Source organism: Candidatus Cardinium hertigii, assembly GCF_050864915.1.
Classification (GTDB): domain Bacteria; phylum Bacteroidota; class Bacteroidia; order Cytophagales; family Amoebophilaceae; genus Cardinium; species Cardinium hertigii_D.
In genome coordinates this window covers 37,761-55,891 of sequence record NZ_JBOZWY010000004.1, presented here as the reverse complement: position 1 = coordinate 55,891, position 18,131 = coordinate 37,761, and the positions used below count along the sequence as shown (strand labels likewise).

Here is an 18,131-nt window from a genome sequence, read left to right as displayed (position 1 = left end):
GTAAGATTGACGTAATATAAACGTAAGATAAAAAATATGTATTTATTATTGTATATCAACATAATATAATAAAATACGTAAGAACGTAAGATAATATTCCATATATGTATAGGTATTATATAACACCTATATATATGTATAAATATATATTTGTTTTTATACACAGTATAATATCTTACGCTATTACGTAAATGAAACTTTATAACTTATAATGAAAATAAAAATTGACGTAAGATATAAAAAATTATCTTACGTCAATCTTACGTTCTTACGTCATTTTGTATAAGTATATATATATACATAGTATGTATATATAATACTGATAAACAATACGTAAAATATGTATTGTTAGTATTCTATGTGCAATATACTTCCTTTACCTCCTAAATCTCTTAAAAAAACATAAAACACTGATTATAAATAGTTTATATATCATGAAGTGTAATTTTATATCTTTTTTTGAAGGACACTTAGTTTAGATACATATAAAAATCTTACTTATATGATTATGAACAAATTCATATGTGTCTAGAGGCTATTTTAACCAAAAATGGAAAAATGATACTTCATAATAACATGATAACAGTGATAATCAATAATTTCATATGTGTCTAGAAGCGATTTTCAACAAATGCGATAAAAAGACACTTCATAAGAACATTATAATACTGATTATCAATAACTTCATATGTGTCTAGAAACGATTTTGACTAAAAATGGCAAAATGACACTTCATGAAAAAAATATATAACTGATTATGAATAGTTTAATACTTTTGTATGTGTCTAAACTAAGTGTCCACCTAAAAAAATAGACTTTAGACACATACAAAACTAATATTTAACTGATTATGAATTATTTAACTATTTTTCCCCTACTTTAGGAAAAAAAAGCCCTACCGATCCAAAGACAACTCCAACCCCATAACAGTAGGTTCCTTGCTTTGCTGCTTACGCAACTCATGTTCCTGCCCACTACGCACCAGCTCTTTTTGGAGCGTTTTAAGCATTTCTTGATTACCCAGTATAGCTATCAACTCCTGACCCCAGTCTTTAGAACGAGAAGGAATAGAATCCTTACAAACCGCCTGATGCCCACGAGCCAACCCACTAACTGTTTTATGCATTTGCCTACCAGCTGGATCACTATCAAAAGCCAGCGTTACAGACCGCCCACGCTCCTTAGCATGCGCCAAAAGAGTCCCTAATTCCTTTTTGATGCCTTCTGATAAACTTCCACAAGTAGAGATATACATCGTTCTACCATCATCCTTATGAATTTGTTTATGACTTAAAGCGTCTATAGGGCTTTCTGTGACCACAATAGCCTTCACAGATATATTTGGATCAACTAATACAGATAAGCCCCTAGGAAGCACTTTTTGGAAGTATTTAGAGCTATTATAAAATCCATCTGAAGCTTCTTTAGCATCAAACTGATAACTGATCGTACTACACATAACACCCTTACCATTTCGATCTAAGTCCCTGTATAAGGCAAATACTGCTTTATCGCCCACCTTAACACTTGGATAATGTTCGTAGGTAGACCTATCAATACCCCTACAATGCAGATAATTGTTTTTTTCATGCGTAACCACTTTATCAAAAGCTTCTTGCGCTATATAACGCTGAGAAGCACTATCTGTAATTTCTAGAGACAACGATTTTTGATCCCTAATAACCCGATCATCTAAATGACGGCTAGACAAACCACAAATACTCTGATAGGTAAAACCACGATTTTGCATAAAGTCTACTATAGTACCTTTGTCTTTATCATCTACTAGAGACTTATACATCCAATGACCATTCTGATTGGGACCATTTTTAATGAGAACCTTATCACCTTCTTTCTCCATAACCGCCCAGGTATTGGAGCTTTTAGACTTATCCAATACATACCCCATAGAAGAAACATGTTGAACCAGATTAACTTCACGTTTGATTCTTTCTAAGTCACTTTTAATAAGATTGTCCCTTGTCGTTTTACGTGTAGTTTGCGCATAAGAAACATCTCTTTTAAGCGATTTATTTTCTTCTTCTAAGGAACGGATCTTATCCTGTACATTTTCTAATTCCTTTTTAGCTTTATCACGATAAAAGGGATTTAAGCTATTGATATGTTTGGTAGCTTGCTCTACTTCCCTTTCAATTTTATTAATGCTTTTATAATATTCTTGAGTGGTAGTATGATTTCTACCAGTTAGTTTAGTTTCTATGCCACGTTCTAACCCAAAAGGAGCCATAGCTGCTGCATACCTATTTTGGTAACCTTGTAGCTTAACTGTACCGTGTCGGTATTCTTTAGCACTTAGCCGTCCATCTTGAGTAATAGGAACAACTACACAATGAATATGGGGGGTATGTTCATCTCTATGCACTGAAAATCGAACAATATTTTTTTCTCCTCCAAATTCTCTACAAGCAAAATCCCAATTGGCTTTTTTCCAGCTTTCAAATAATGTTTGATTGGATTCTATCTCTTTCATTCGATCATGACTACCGGTCATTACCAAACCCAAAGCTTTAACGGCATCTGATCGAATGGCTTTCTCTTTGGTATATCCTTCTTCTATTCTTGCGTCAACCATTTCAGATAAGGATTTACCACCTGTATGGACCAATTCTTCATTTAAATGACTTCTAGAATGATCTATATGAAGACCTAATTCTGAATTTAAACTTTTCTCTGCCTCATCCTCATATAAGCCTGTTTTCCTAACTTCTTTGCAGGATCTATCTATATGCCTACCGATTCCGATTAAACCTTTCTTGTAGCCCTTTATATTAAATGTTGCGAATGACATGATAAATAATAACTATACAAAACAGGGGGATTTTCTTTCCCATTTGCTCCTAAATAACATAACAGACTAAAGGTAAACATATTTGGGGGGAAACAATGATACCTTACGAAGTAAGGGTTAATGAGCTAATCCTTACTCCCTAAGAAGCCACCTATTTTTCCGATAGAACACCTGAAATATACATATAAACCATGTTTTACCAAGCTAATGGGAGGGAAAAGTTTTATAAAAATTATGTCTGATTAAATATATTATACTATATTTGAACTACTATAAAATTTATAATTTTAAATTAAAATAAATTACAAAAATATGGAGCCTAATATTAAAATAATGGTAGAAACGCTTATCAAAGAAGGAGTGGATATGGATCTTATATTAAAAGCTTCTGGACTATCTACAAAAGAAATAGAAGAAATAAGCCCTTTAGCTTACGGAAGATATGTAGGAGCTAGAAAAAAACTACTAGAAATAGCCTATAGAATGATAGATCTTGGTTATAAAACAAATGAAATAGTAAAAGTTACTGGATTCGTTACTTCTAAAATAGAAGACTTAAAAAGTAAAACAAAAACTAAAAAATAGGACTATTTTTTTGATAAAAAAGTATGATTTTTAATAAAATTAAACTATATTATAATATATAAATAAAAATGTAAAAAACTATGTAAAATACATGTAAAATGAATGTAGAAAATTTTATCACATCAGTAGTTGATAAATATATTAAACTAAACCCATATGAAATATCAACAAAAGAAATAAAAAATATAGACCATGAAAAATATATAAAATCTAAAAAAGAACTAATAAAAATAGCCTGTAAAATGATAGTTATTGGTCATGAAAAAGATGAAATAACTAAAATAACTGGAATATATAATGAAAATTTAGAAAAATTAGAAAGTATTTTTAATACTAAAATATTATGAATTAATAAAAAATTTTACTATATTATATATAATAAAAATAATAATAAATACTATCATGATAAGAAGTAATTATACATGTTATGGAAAATATATAGGATATAAAGAAAGAACAATAAAAATAGCAAATAAAATGATATTTCTAGGTTACAAAAAAGATGAAATAGTAAAAGTAACAGATGTTCCTTATGAAATAATAAGTAAATTAGAATACAATATAAAAAATGAAAAATAGTATTGATAATTAGATATATTTTAACCATATAAATATTTTATAAATATGGAAAATAAAATTAAAATAATAATAAAAAAACTCATTCAATCACGTGTTGATATGAATGCTTTCCTTAAAGCTTCTGACTCATCTATACAGCAAGAAATAGTAAAAGTTATAAGAAATGGATATAAAAATAGAAAACTCGTAATCCTAAAAAAGAAACCATTTAGATACTAATGATAGTTTTCTATTTTTTTCTAGCTTTATTCTTACTCCAGGCACTTTATTGGTTGAAATTAACTGGTATCCCTTTAAACGACCGATACCTTAAATGGATGGTTGAATTCCTATTTAAGTCAAAATGTACCTTTTATTCTAGACTGATTTTAGTGGGGTCTATTTCTTTTCTAGGTTGGGACCGATTGAAAACATTTATAACAAATGCATTCGACAAAAATAAAAGTTGGATACCACTGGTAATATTTTTTTTCTGGTTAATATTTACAATTTGTTTTGTTTATTTCGAAAGAACATGTCTCTATCTATATTCGTATAATTTTCTAAAATCATATATCTCATTTCCTTCCCATTTGTTTATACTTTTTTTGCTGTATTTCGGTATACCCTTTTGGTCTCATGGAGACATAAAACCTTTTGTAAAAAAGGATAAAAAGTCTATATCCCTTCCTAAGGGATACGATAAAAATTCACCTTTTAGTATAGCTATTGCTACAACCAGTGGTAAGCTTCCCATCAATAATCCTCAGAGAGGTATCTATATATTAGGTGGAGCTGGCAGTGGTAAAAGCATATATATTTTAGAGCCTATACTTTACGCCATGATAAAAAAAGGTTATTGTGGGATTGTATATGACTTCGATTTTGAAGGGATTCAAACAGATCTCCGGGGAAAGTGCTGTTTGTCTAAGTTTGTCTATAATTGTTATGTACAATTGCCAGAAAAAGAACAAAATAAACTTTCCTTTAAAACAATTAATTTTACAGATTTAAATAAAAGTAGCCGTATAAATCCTATAGATCCGCTTTATATAGAAGATAGAGAATATTTAGACGAATATGTAACGGTATTATTAAAAAACCTTAATCCTGGTCAGAAAGATGATTTTTGGCTATTAAGTACCAAATCCCTTCTAAAAGGGATGATTATATATTTGTGTAATCAAGCCCCAAACTGCTGTACCTTACCCCATGTGTTACTCTTAGCCACCAAACCTATAGATAAAATATTACGCTTGATAGAACAAGATAAAGAGGCCTATATGTATTCTAGTTCTATATTTGATGCTTATAAAGGCGGAGAAAAGTCTTCTGCTCAATTATCAGGTATTACAGCAAGTTTTAAAACAAGTTTACAGCCTCTTCTTAATAAGAAGTTATTTTGGGTATTAAGTAAGAATGAAGTGAACTTAACTATAAATGATAGATATACTCCTACACTTCTGTGTATAGGTAATTTCCCACCTGCTAAATCAGCATTTAGTCCAGTAATATCGTTATTGCTAACGGTATGCTTTAAATCTATGTATGGACATGGTAGGACTAAAAGTTTCGTAGCCATAGATGAGTTTCCTACCTTGTATATTCCCGGTATCTCAGAAATACCAGCTACAGCCAGAAAATATGGGATTAGTACAATTTCCTGTATTCAATCTAATGCACAACTAGAAGATACGTATGGCTATGTAGGCGCTAAAAAACTCAGAGATATGTTAAGTAACCAGTTTATAGGCAAATGTGGGGTTGAATCTTTTGGTTATGCCAGTTCCCTATTTGGTAAAGAAGCGCATATAATAAAATCTACAAGCTCCTCAGAAACCTATCATGCTGAAGGTAAAGGCCCCAATACTACTAGAGGCGAAAACATCAGTATCCATGATAAAGATGTGATTCAATCTCAAGATTTTGTAAAATTTCCTGTGGGTTATTTTGCAGGCAGTGTGGCAGAGAGTGAAGGTACGTTTTTTGAAGAACAGTTTAGACCTGTATCAGACTATGATAAGTCCTTTAAAAACACAGTATTAAAAGATTTACCAGATATAAATTGTGTTAGCAATGAAGATATTATTCTGAACCAAAAAAGAATAGAAGAAGAAGTAGATTCTATTATGTTCTAGCCAGTACCCGAAGATATTAAGTTAGTTATCAGTTTGATAAAATATTTTCTCCCATTAGTTGTTAATAAATTTATAAATGGAGACCAGAAGGTTATATACATGTAAATGCTGTAGTAAGGTTGTAGGCTATCGTGATTTTGAGGATGACGAAATGATCCATAAAAATAAACCCTATATATGCGACACTTGTGGTAAAGGTTTTGTAAGTATCTATAGTCTGAAAGTTCATCATAGGTCTCATACAGGAGAAAGACCCTATAAATGTTCGTTATGTGATAAGTCTTTTATAACTTCCTCTTCCCTTAGGCTCCATGAAAGGACGCATACGGGGGAAAAACCTTACAAATGCGATACATGTAGTAAGTCATTCATAACTTCTTCGTCTTTGGAAGTTCACTCCAGAACCCATACAAGTTTAAAACCTTATAAATGCGACATTTGTGAGAAAGCTTTTAACACCTCATATGAACTTAAACTCCACCACAGGAATCACACAGGCGAGAAACCCTATATCTGCCAGACCTGTGATAGGTCTTTTAGAACTTCTTTTCAATGTAAAAAACACCAAAAAATTCATACTAGATCAAATCCCTATAGGTGTAATATATGCAATATGCGTTTTAAACACTCCTTTGCGCTTAGGATGCACCAAGGAACCCATAAGATAGAACCTTTAAGCTTGTTTTAAATTATAACCTTATAATCAACATACTATGTATAAATATATCTCGCATAAACTTTTTAAATACTTTTTAACTTTTTTATGTTTGGTTACTAGTGTATCCTTTGGAAGTTACCGGATCATTGTGGACGAAAAAGGAGAGATTATCGGTAACAAAAACAAGCGTAAGTTCGTATGGAAACGTCACGCCCCCTTTGGAATGGTTTTGGTACCCTCAGGAACTTTTTTAATGGGAGGTGATGTAAACCAATCCGTTATTCCCCATACCCATGTTACCGAAGTTAAAACAGTAGGCCCATTTTATATGGACGAAACAGAAGTTACAGTAGCCCAATACTTGGCTTTTATAGATATCGTTAAAGATGATCCAGAAGCATATGGCTTAGACCTAGATTATATAAACAGCAAATTAATGCCAGATATGAGTAGCTGGCAAAGAGACTTTGGATTTATGTTTATGGACGATTCATTTGGGAACAGCTATTGTAATGATCCAGCATTTGGAGACCGTCCTATAGTAGGTATTAGTTTTGAAGCAGCCAAACAGTTTGCCCGAGTTCGCTCTATTTATAGGAATAAATATTTAGCCTCTAAAGGGCTTCCTCCAGCCCCTGATTTTAGGCTTCCAACTGCTGTAGAATGGGAGTATGCAGCAAAAGGAGGCAGCTCTTCTGCACAATATCCATGGGGCGGACCTGCTGTAAGAGATAGCAAAGGCAATTTGCTAGCTAATTTTAAGGTTACCAAAGGAAATTATGCAGCTTCTGGCTATACCTACACTTCTCCCGTAAAAGCTTTTCCTCCCAATCCATATGGTCTTTATGATATGGCCGGGAATGTTTCAGAATGGTGTCAAGATGTTTACAGTCCTACAGGGAAAGATAGCCTAGATAGGTCTACGGATACATCTACTATTTTTAGGGTTATAAAAGGCGGCTCTTGGAAAGACTATGCCTATACCCTACAAACAGCTGTTTGTGATTTTGAACGCCAAGATGTAGCCAGGTGCTACATTGGCTTCAGATGTGTGATGTCAGCTGTATAAATACTTCATAAATTTTTAGCATACCATGCATCAAATAAATACTTCTTTTAAGGATAAATTCTATAAAAGCATCATGCCTGTTATTTATAACCTTGGTGCAGCTGTTGTTATTGTAGGAGCTATGTTTAAACTATTAAACCTATCTGGCGGTAGCTTAATGTTAGGTATTGGCCTATCTGCTGAAGCATTAATTTTCCTTTTAAGTGCCTTTGAACCTAAACCAGAAGAGAAAAATTCTTCTGCAAGTTATCCTATTCCATCACCTGCTGATCAAGATAAATGGATGCATTATATGCATCAAATAGAAGCTATGACCCATACATTAAGTGATATGAATGGACTTTATAAAAAATCTTTAGGTGATAAAAGTATGCTATACGACCATTTAAATACTGCTTTAAAATCAATAGAAGAAGCTAGCAGTCAATCGGAAATATTTAAAAAAGAGCTTACCGCACTTAATGAAAAGATTACTGCATTAAATAATATATATACCAAAACCTTAAATGCTTTTAAGCGTTAATAGATTTATTTTTTTATCTGTAAAAACACCGTTTTAATCTTTTTATAGCATGTCTATAGCCCACTTAACAGCTAGACAAAAAATGATAGGTGTGATGTACCTAGTATTAACGGCTATGTTGGCCCTTCAAGTGAGCTCTAGCGTATTGGATAAATTTATGCTATTGAGCCTAAGTATGGATAAAAGAAGACAGCTACAATTAAACCAAAATGAACGTTCTATTCAGTCATTAAAAACAGCGGTTTCAGATATGGGTGGTCGTCCTGTAGATACCAAGGTATTAGAAAAAGTAGTCTCTATTCATAAGGAAACTTTAGATCTTATGTCTTATATAGATGGCTTAAAAGATCAGTTAATTACCTTATCAGGCGGAATAGATCCTTCTACCCATTTACCAAAATCTCTTAAAAACACTACTACCGTATCTCGTTTAATGTGTAACCAAGGAGAAGGTGATATACTAAAAAGCAAATTAACGCACTATGTAGCGTATCTATCTGATCAAACCCATCATACTTATCTTCCTATTGCTTTTGATGGGAAAGCGCATCCATTTTTTAGTCAAAATCCCAATCAGTCCAGCAAAGATTTTGTGGCTTTAAATTTTGACCATACTCCTATTGGTGCCGCCTTTGCTACGTTAAGCCAGTTTGCTTCTGAGGTGGTTTCTACAGAAGCAGATGCCATTAATAGATTGTGCCATCATTTAGGAACTGGAGACCTTAAATTTGATCAATTTAAATTACTAGCCCATACAGCATCATATATTGTTCCAGCAGGTAGCCAGTATAAAGCAGATTTAGTATTATCAGCTTCTTCCTCTGCTGTATCACCAGAGATGTGTATCGATGACCAACCTATTTTTGTACAAGATGGCGTAGGAAAAGTTTCTTTTACAGCTTTACCTGGTAAATATGACGACCAAGGTTTTTCCAGAAAAACATTTAAAGCCTCTATAAAATTAAAATTACCAGGTGGCAAGGAATCTACCCTTACCCAATCTATTCCCTATGTGGTTGCCAAACCAGTTATTCAAGTAAGATCTGCTTCCATCCAGTCACTATACTACAATTGTGGGAACCAACTAAACATTCAGGTTCCCTCTTTAGGAATAGCCTATAATCCTATTTTTAAGGCAGAAGGTGCTGTAGTAATACAAAGTGCTAAAAAAGGTGTTATAACCATCATTCCTAAATCCAAAGACAAAGAAGTGAAGTTAAAAGTATATCAAGAAGGTCACCTAATTGGTACAGAATCCTTTATGGTACAAGAGATTCCAACCCCACAAATTTCCCTTACCAGTAATAATAAACCTATTGATCTTCAAGTAGGACTACCTGTATCTGCGCTTAGAAGGTTAGAAGCAGAGGTTATTTCCAATAACCATTTTAAGTCTTTTTTACGAAAAGATGCTAGGTATCAGGTAGTAGAATGGACTGTTACTTTAGCAAGGGGTAGTAGACCTATACAAACTTTACATCTAAACCAACCCGTTGCAGATTTATATCGCCTTACTGCTTTATCCAAACCAGGAGATCGATTGGTAGTGCAAATAAAAAAATTAGAAAGAAAGAACTTTAAAGATGAAATAGAAACCATTGTAGATAGATCCTGTTTTAATATCATACTCCATTAATCCTATGTCTATACATAACTATTTATTTGTTTTATTGCTTTTTTTCAGTTCGACTCATTTATCTTATGGTCACTATTTATCTAAAAGCTATAATCCCCATTCCATTCGTCCTATAGATAGAGCTTACGTCTTATATGCCAAAAAAGTTTTTAGGGATATTCTTTTAAGTGTCGAGCAAAACAGTCCCTGTTTTATACCTGGCAAAGAGATATCTAAAGTCCTTGTAGATGGCGTAAAATCAGGTTTACTGCTACCTTATCAGGATGATACCCTTACTACAGTGATGGATAAAAAACAGTTCTTAAAAAACCTACAAATTGAATCAGGAAATAGTGCTTTACAAAGTACTGAATTTTATCCAAGCGAGATGTCGTTGTTAAGATTGGTAGAGCATATACTTTTCGATAAGATTACAGCTAGACAGGTGTATGATATAGAATCCATTCAGTTAATAATTCCTGGTAAAAACCATCCACCTACCTATTTAGACCATACCATAGCTACTTTTAAATACAAAGATATAGTAGCCTATTTTAGTACTTTACCATTTGAATGAGTCTGTTGGTATAATAGGTCTAATGCGGCGGAAAATATAAATTGGATAGATGCTTTTACCCTTAGGTTATTTGCTAGCACCATTGTAAAAGTAGATGATCAAGATAATCTAATCAATACAAAAAGCTTATCAGAAGAAAGCTATCTAGATCTGGAAGAGTGGCTATCCGAGTATTAATATTTATATACCTTATAATAACCTTTTTTGTAACTTATAAATAATTAAATATGTTGTATTTGTACCAATAGATACATTTAAGCAATTATTACTTCCCAACTATTTAACGCTTCTTAGTAAGCTATATTTATGACAGAAAGACTAAAACATGATGGTCTCGCCAAACAAATCCTTTCTGATCCAATAGCCGCTCAGGAGTTTATCAGCCATTATTTACCAGAATCCTGTAAAGAATTATTAGATCTGGATACCCTTAAAGTAGAGAAAGAGTCCTATGTAGAGGAAGACTTAAAGCAAAAATTTAGTGACTTGGTCTTCTCTATAAAGATGAAAAATAATGAAAAAGCATTCATTTACACGCTAATAGAGGCGGAAGTAAGTCCTAATCATTGGACCGCTTTTAAGCTATGGAAATATATTTTTCTGTTGCTAGAAAGGCATAAAACAAAAAATAAATCAAAATTACCCTTGGTAATTCCCTTGGTTTTATATCATGGTACTAGACCCTTTAATGCTCCAAGGAATTTATGGGAGTTGTTTGTAGAGCCTAGTCTGGCTAAAGAGTTTATGGGAGGTGATTACCAGTTAGTAGATTTGTACGCTATGCCAGATGATGCTATCAAACAAAAAAAACATCTCGGGATGCTAGAATACTTTATGAAATATGTGTACGAAAGAGATATTTTACAGCTATGGGAATCGTTTTTAGAAAACTTTAAATCTTATCTTTTACTGGATAAGGAAAAAGGTTATATTTATATAAGAAACTTTCTATGGTATACGGATAGCAAATTACCAGAAGATAAGTATCCAGACCTAGAAAAAATTATTAAAGAACATATTCCTAAAGAAGATAAAGAAGATCTTATGAGGACTGTAGCACAAAAATATAGACAAGAAGGTATTCAAATAGGACAGGAAAAGGGTAAGCTAGAGGGTAAGCTAGAGGGTAAGTTAGAGGGTAAGCTAGAGGGTAAGTTAGAAATAGCTAAATCTATGCTTTCAAAAGGTTATTCTATAGAAGATATTACGCTTATTACTGGTTTATATCCTTCGGATATTCAGGATTTTAATTATAAAAAATAGAACTTTGTCTGCTTACCTAAAATATAAATTTATTCTTCTGATATTCAATTATATACCTAAATTTTGTAATCCTAAACTTTTATTCATATACTTGTGAAGTTATATTGTTTTTCATTGGGTGTATTAATCTAAAATAGATTAAAAAATAGCCTCCGTAAAAAGAGGCTATTTTTATATAATCCTCTTTCGTTGGCTTCACTTATTTTATTTCTGTCAAATAAAATCATTTCCCATTTTACCAGAATATTCAAAACAGATTTAGAAGATATATTTGTTTTTTTAAGTAAAGTTTTATATCTTATATATATTATATAATAATATATATAAGATATAAATAAATTTATAATTTTTATGAAACCCCGTTTACATCTCATACAAGCGATTGGTTCTGAAAACGTCAATTATGGATTAGAGTTATTGTCTTTAGGTGCAAATACAAATGATTATATTGACGGCATGTCTCCTGTGTAGTGGGCTATCCTTAAGAAAAAAATAAAGATGGCTAAATGGTTGTTAGATAATGGCGCAGAATATGTCCGGGTAAAATAAAGCATATGAAAAAATTATACTATCCAATCTTATTATTAGCATTTATAGCTACAAATTGTTTTGGTACTAAAAAAAGTACCAGTTCTGTTAAACCTAATAAGTTGAATCCAAGTAAGAAAAAAGAGATTAAATCTGACCCTAGAAAATCTAAAAAAGAGAATGATATCAGTAAAAAATCTTCAATGAGTGATACAGTGCTTTTTAGTCCTAATCCAGAAAACAAAAAAGATGTAAATAATTCAAAGAATGTCAAAAACATACAAGATGTAAATGGTTCAAAGAATGTCGAAAACATACAAGATGTAAATGATTCAAAGAATGTCGAAAACATACAAGATATCAATCAGGTTGATAGTATGGGTCATACGCTTTTAGAAACAGCTGTTCGTAAAAATGATACAGAACAAGTAAAAAAACTTTTAAAAAAAGGGGCTAATCCGAATATACATGAGCAACATTCAGATCTTCTTTACAGCGCTGTGTATCATAAAAATAAAGAGATAGTCTCTTTACTGCTCTCACATGGAGCAGAAGTACTGTTTGATAAAGATGGAAAATCAAGTGTTATAAGGGAGGCAGCACATGAAGGCGATATAGGTCAAGAAATCCTGGATATAATTTTGTGTCATTTTGCTGATATCGGAAAGAAAGATTCAGTTGGGTTAACGCCTATCCATTGGGCATGTAGAGATGGTCATCTAAGTGTAGTAAAACATATTTTAGCCAAAGATCGTTCTGTGGTTAATAATACAGATAATCTGTATAAGTTTACGCCTCTTCATTGGGCTTCTAGAAGAGGATTTAAAGAAATAGTTGAAATACTTGTTTCTAACGGTGCTAGTAAGACAGCTAAGAGTAGGAGTAGCTTTACGCCTTTAATGTTAGCTATATCTAATAGACATGAAACACTCAGAAGTATCCTTTCTCCAGATGGTTTTGAAAGACAAAGCAAACATAAAAACAAGAATTGGAAATGTAGTATTTGTCGTGAAGGTATATATAATGTTGATAATCCCGACTATAATATTGCACCTATTGTTTCGCTGGATTGTACTGGTACTAATAATTCTAATAATCATAGATTCCATGTAGATTGTATTGCTCCAAGTATGGTAGCTCAGGGTGAAAATATACAGCCGATTACCTGTCCTGAATGTCGGGATAATATATCGGAAAATATTATTCAAGCTTTAGCTTCTAATTATGTGTTTGGTAGTCCATATAGCATCTTAAAGGCAGTTAAGAAAGAAGATATGACAAGGTTAAAAACCTTATTAGAAAAGGGAGGTAACCCAAATGAGTCAACAACAGCAACTTCTGCCCTACAAAAAGCAGTTAATAGGCATAATTATCAGATGGTTTGTTTGTTGTTAGAATATGGTGCTGATCCTAATTATTTAAATCCTTCATCATTGTCTACTCCCTTGCACGAAGCAGTAGCGAATATGTGTTTCCAAAGGACAAGTGAGGATATATCTAACAAAATATGTATAGCCCTTATCCAACATGGTGCTTTTGTAAATGTGCGCCGGTTAAATGGAAGATCAGGTGAAGCTCCTAAAGACATTTATTGTACGAATAAAGATCCTTTATTTGTTATAGCAGAAGCTGGTGGTATTCGTTCAGGATGGGTTAATGAGATTCAACCTGCCTTTGGATTATCAGGAGATAAAGCTAAATATAAGATTCTTTTGGAAGATAATTAGAAAGCACACTACGTGTGATAAAAATTAACTAAAATAACTCTTAATCAATTATATATTTACAAATGTTTAAGTATAAACTAATTACAGTTTGTATTCTTTTTTTAGGTTTAAATGGTACTGCATGGGGCGTTTCTAAACCTACATATAATTTGCAAAAACCTATTCATACACATGGATGCCATGGCTTAGAACTTACCTATGGAATGTCTCACAAAATGCATGGATTTTCAGGTGGGTATGTTTGCCATTTCAATGATATCTGGCATATGAAATTATGTGGTGGCTTCTCCAATAAAAACTTGCTATCCTGGTATAATTCCTATCATGTTAACCTATATAGTAGCTATGAAACTATGTATTTAAATTTCTTAATGGGTCTTCAAGGAAGTTATAAGTTCCATCATACTTGTTGGCTTCATTTTCCTAAACGATTCAATGCCGGTATTCAAATGGGATTAGAAATGGAATATTATTTAACCGATCAAATGATCTTGGTACTACTAGCCGAAACACCTATATCTTTATTTGATAAATCAAAGGTTTTAGATTATAGGTTATTTGGAGGATTTCGTATAACCTTTTAATTCTGATATTCACATGAATATTTAACTTTATTTTTATTTAAAAAATCTTGTATAGTTATATATAATAATATATATTTGGATAGGATTATAAATCCCCATTATAAATATATGTAATTTTTTACTGATATGAATATAAGAAAATATTTTTATGTACTTTTTGCTTCATTATCTGTATTATTTTTATCATGTACAAGAGATTTTAGGCAGATGTTTGCAGATCGCATAGACTTTATACCAAAATTTAAATTTAAACTCTTCCCAGAAGAAAAAGCTATACTGTCTAAACGAGTACCTTTAATACTGAATATTAAATTTAACGATCAGTATAATAACAATAAGGCAAATAAACCACCCTCACCGCATAGATTTGAAAAATGGGAGGTAGATCCTACTGTTATCGACTTTAAAATAAAAAATATACGTATACATGGTGGTTCTGGTAAATTATACCGCAGGATTAATGGCAGTGATGTGTTAGGAGATCCTTTAAAAAAAGGCGATAAAATCAGACATGGTGACACAAAACTTTGGTATATACCGAACTCCAATAAAGAGTGTTATAAACATGAAATTAGCGTTGACGCTGTAATATTAACATGTGATTTTGATAGGGAAGCGGGCGAATTTGTGACCTGTTCCGTTATCCTGGATGAACCAGATTATAAAATAAATCTTACTACAGAAGCTGAGGTTGCTTATATAAAAAACAGAGAAGGAACTCCCATAGAATTAAAAATTACATCTGATAACCCACTGGCAGAGTTTCAAAAATACAAGATTTTTAAATCCAGTATCACTGAAGGCCAAGGGAAATTGTATATAGAAGGTTTAGACGGCATTAAAAAACCTATTTGTAGTAATGAACCAATCCAATTTGGGTCTAATAAATTATTTTATATGCCTTCTCTTCAAGAAGGAAATGAAGAAGAAAATCATACCATTCATCTGACAGTTGGCAATGTACAAGGCTACAAAACGAAAGATGCCAAAATTTCTCTTAAGGTAACAGATTATAAATTTGAAATGATCCTTACTACAAAAGAGGAGGTGGCGTATGTTAAAAACAGAGAAGGAACCGCTATATGCTTAACCATTACATCGGATAATCCATCGGATGATCCGGAAGAATATAAGATTTTAACATCTTGTATAATGGGTGGTAAAGGTGATATTATGTATGAAGATTTAGATGGTATAAAAAAGCCATTATGTAGCAATACAATTATTAAGTCCGGTACACATAATCTGTTCTATAATCCTTCTTTACAAAAAGGTAGCCAAGAGGAAATCCATAAGATACATTTAGCTGTTGGCAATGTACAAGGTTATAAGCTTCAAGACTTATATCTTTCTATTAAGGTATTAGACCATAAAGTATCTGACTATAAGGTAGAAATGAAAATTGATACAGAAGACAAACTTTTGTTACCGTATCGAGAATCAGCGTGTACGCTTACCATAACCGCTTTAGATAAGGAATCAAAAGAAACCGAATATAAAGTTCATTCTATATCTTTAGGTGGCGGTAAGTTTATAATGAATGGAAGAGAATTGGTCGAAGGAACAGCATTAAAACCAGGTGAAAATAAATTAATTTTTAGACCATTATATCATACCGGAGATATCTTTCCGACCATTGTCATTACCAATACAAAAGGAGATGTAAGATATGTAAAATTCTCTGATCAATTTGTAGTTTCAAATCCTATTTTTAGCGTTAAAACTAGTATAGAAGATGGTCATATTGTATTACATGTATCTTGTGACAACAAAGATAAGTCTGATAAATTCTATATAACTAACTATACAGTGACCGGAGGTATAAAAGGAAAATTAAAAACCCTAAGAGGTAAAATTGTAGATAAAGGCATACCAGTTATAGTAGGTGATAACAAATTTACTTTTGACGTAGATCAAACCTATCTAATTAATATTCAGGAAGTTCCAAAAATTTACTTTAAAGTCTTATTTCCAGATCATTCGCGTATAAATACAGACGGGTTGGATCTGTCTAAATTCGTATTATCATCGTTAAGACCTAAAATATTTGACTTGGAAAATAATAGTAAGGAATTATATAAACCATTGGTACAAGATTATACGGATCCATTGGATCCTGTTATGCAGCAGCTCATAAACTTAGAATCCACATGGAGTAATGGTGGATCTAAAATACAGGATATATTGGTTTTTTTCCAGCATGGAACGGATATTTCAGATCAGGCTACAGAGGCATTATCTAACATACAATCGCTGCAAACAGATACAAAAGATAAAATGAAGAAAAGAATTTTAACCACTTCTTTGCTAAGTAAGTGGGATAAAGAAATTAATGAAATTCATGCGGTTCAAAGTTCAGAAGAAAGAAAGATTAGAGAAGATCTATTAGAGCGTCAAATAGAATCATTTTCTGATGTATTTGCATCTTGTGTAGATATACAAGGTTTGCAAGATATTCCATTGTCTTTAGGAATGTTCAGAATGCGTATAGAGACATTAAAAATAGAAACGTTTCGAAAAGGAGCTGTAGAAAATCAAAAAGAAACTGAATACGAAAACTTTCAAAAAGCCACCAGAAGCGCTATAGAAATAGAGAGTAAAAATAGAAAAAAACTAGATGAACGTTTAGAAAATAGCATAAAACAAGAGAGAGAAACTAGACAAAAAGCGGTTGAACGTTTAGAAAATAGCATAAAAGAAGAGAGTAAAACTAGACAAAAACTGGATGAATGTTTAGAAAATAGCATAAAAGAAGAGAGGGAAACTAGACAAAAAGCGGTTGAACGCTTAGAAAATATTATGCAAGAAGAAGTTGATCGTTTACAGTCTAAAATATCAGATCTAGAAATATCTAGAGAAGAAATAGAGGAAAAGATAAAAAAACACACCGGATCTATTGAAGGTTTAGAGAAACAGTTTAATGAATTAGATAAGGTTAATAGGGATCTTCGTAAAAGATTAAAATATGCCTATAAAGCGGGAAATAGAATGAAAGAACTAGAGAGGGAATATCAAAGACTTTGGGGAATTGGTCTATCATCAAAATTTAAAAAAACTAGTGAAGCACTTAATGTTGAAAGGGAACGAGCTACGTTGCAACAAGATATACAAGATCTTGGAATAAATTCTGACTCAGACTAGATTTAACTTTAATGAATGATAATCAACATTAATTCTTTCCCATTAGCTTGTGGAATAGAATCCTTACGGAGTAAGGATATAACATTAAAAGATTAAAAGATAATCGTGATACTACTAGACATAACTGGAGCCCTTGAAGGATGGATTGCAAGTGGTTACCAATTACTAACTTTAGTGGCCAAACTACTGGGCGTATTAGGTGCCTTTAGACTGGCCTATTTGTATAACATAGGTAGAGATAGGGGGATGATATTTTATGAATTACTCCATTGGCTAGGCGCCATTGTATTCTTTTCATCTGTTGGACCTTTATACGATATGATTGCCAATTTTTTTAGAATCGGATAGCTTCAATG

The 18,131-nt window shown here is 32.2% G+C and carries 13 protein-coding genes and 1 pseudogene; 13 read left to right on the top strand and 1 reads right to left on the bottom strand.

What is annotated here, in order from left to right; all coding sequences use genetic code 11:
• Positions 1-895 precede the first annotated feature (895 nt).
• Entirely contained in the window at positions 896-2,809 is a 1,914-nt protein-coding gene (gene mobV, locus ACRRVD_RS03215) for a MobV family relaxase (RefSeq protein ID WP_432461702.1), read from the bottom strand.
• A gap of 312 nt (positions 2,810-3,121) precedes the next feature.
• Here mobV and ACRRVD_RS03210 point away from each other — a divergent pair, with 312 nt between their 5' ends.
• From ACRRVD_RS03210 to ACRRVD_RS03150, 13 genes and pseudogenes are all read left to right on the top strand, one after another.
• The gene (locus ACRRVD_RS03210; RefSeq protein WP_432461701.1) at positions 3,122-3,394 is read left to right on the top strand and encodes a hypothetical protein; all 273 of its coding nucleotides are present in this window, start codon (positions 3,122-3,124) and stop codon (positions 3,392-3,394) included.
• Between the two features lie 98 nt (positions 3,395-3,492).
• On the top strand, positions 3,493-3,741 hold the full coding sequence (locus ACRRVD_RS03205; protein WP_432461700.1) for a hypothetical protein: 249 nt from the start codon (positions 3,493-3,495) through the stop codon (positions 3,739-3,741).
• 804 nt (positions 3,742-4,545) lie between these two features.
• Positions 4,546-6,090 (top strand): type IV secretory system conjugative DNA transfer family protein, encoded by a 1,545-nt coding sequence (locus tag ACRRVD_RS03200; RefSeq protein WP_432461699.1) that lies wholly within the window; start codon positions 4,546-4,548, stop codon positions 6,088-6,090.
• A gap of 76 nt (positions 6,091-6,166) precedes the next feature.
• Positions 6,167-6,778 carry a C2H2-type zinc finger protein gene (locus tag ACRRVD_RS03195; protein ID WP_432461698.1) on the top strand — a complete coding sequence of 204 codons (612 nt, stop codon included), beginning with the start codon at positions 6,167-6,169 and terminating at the stop codon, positions 6,776-6,778.
• 25 nt (positions 6,779-6,803) lie between these two features.
• The gene (locus ACRRVD_RS03190; protein ID WP_432461697.1) at positions 6,804-7,817 is read left to right on the top strand and encodes an SUMF1/EgtB/PvdO family nonheme iron enzyme; all 1,014 of its coding nucleotides are present in this window, start codon (positions 6,804-6,806) and stop codon (positions 7,815-7,817) included.
• A gap of 25 nt (positions 7,818-7,842) precedes the next feature.
• Positions 7,843-8,340 (top strand): type IX secretion system motor protein PorL/GldL, encoded by a 498-nt coding sequence (gene porL, locus ACRRVD_RS03185; protein WP_432461696.1) that lies wholly within the window; start codon positions 7,843-7,845, stop codon positions 8,338-8,340.
• Between the two features lie 49 nt (positions 8,341-8,389).
• A complete protein-coding gene (gene porM / locus ACRRVD_RS03180; RefSeq protein WP_432461695.1) occupies positions 8,390-9,976 on the top strand; it encodes a type IX secretion system motor protein PorM/GldM in 1,587 nt (528 codons plus the stop codon).
• A gap of 4 nt (positions 9,977-9,980) precedes the next feature.
• Positions 9,981-10,709 (top strand): annotated as a pseudogene (locus ACRRVD_RS03175) (hypothetical protein).
• 129 nt (positions 10,710-10,838) lie between these two features.
• Positions 10,839-11,795, top strand: a complete 957-nt coding sequence (locus ACRRVD_RS03170; protein ID WP_432461694.1) for an Rpn family recombination-promoting nuclease/putative transposase — start codon at positions 10,839-10,841, stop codon at positions 11,793-11,795.
• A gap of 554 nt (positions 11,796-12,349) precedes the next feature.
• Positions 12,350-14,050, top strand: a complete 1,701-nt coding sequence (locus ACRRVD_RS03165) for an ankyrin repeat domain-containing protein (protein ID WP_432461693.1) — start codon at positions 12,350-12,352, stop codon at positions 14,048-14,050.
• Between the two features lie 62 nt (positions 14,051-14,112).
• The gene (locus ACRRVD_RS03160) at positions 14,113-14,634 is read left to right on the top strand and encodes a hypothetical protein (protein ID WP_432461692.1); all 522 of its coding nucleotides are present in this window, start codon (positions 14,113-14,115) and stop codon (positions 14,632-14,634) included.
• A 207-nt stretch (positions 14,635-14,841) separates the two neighbouring features.
• Positions 14,842-17,775 carry a hypothetical protein gene (locus ACRRVD_RS03155; RefSeq protein WP_432461691.1) on the top strand — a complete coding sequence of 978 codons (2,934 nt, stop codon included), beginning with the start codon at positions 14,842-14,844 and terminating at the stop codon, positions 17,773-17,775.
• Between the two features lie 105 nt (positions 17,776-17,880).
• Complete coding sequence (locus ACRRVD_RS03150) at positions 17,881-18,123, top strand: hypothetical protein (RefSeq protein ID WP_432461690.1); 243 nt, start codon at positions 17,881-17,883, stop codon at positions 18,121-18,123.
• Positions 18,124-18,131: the final 8 nt, after the last annotated feature.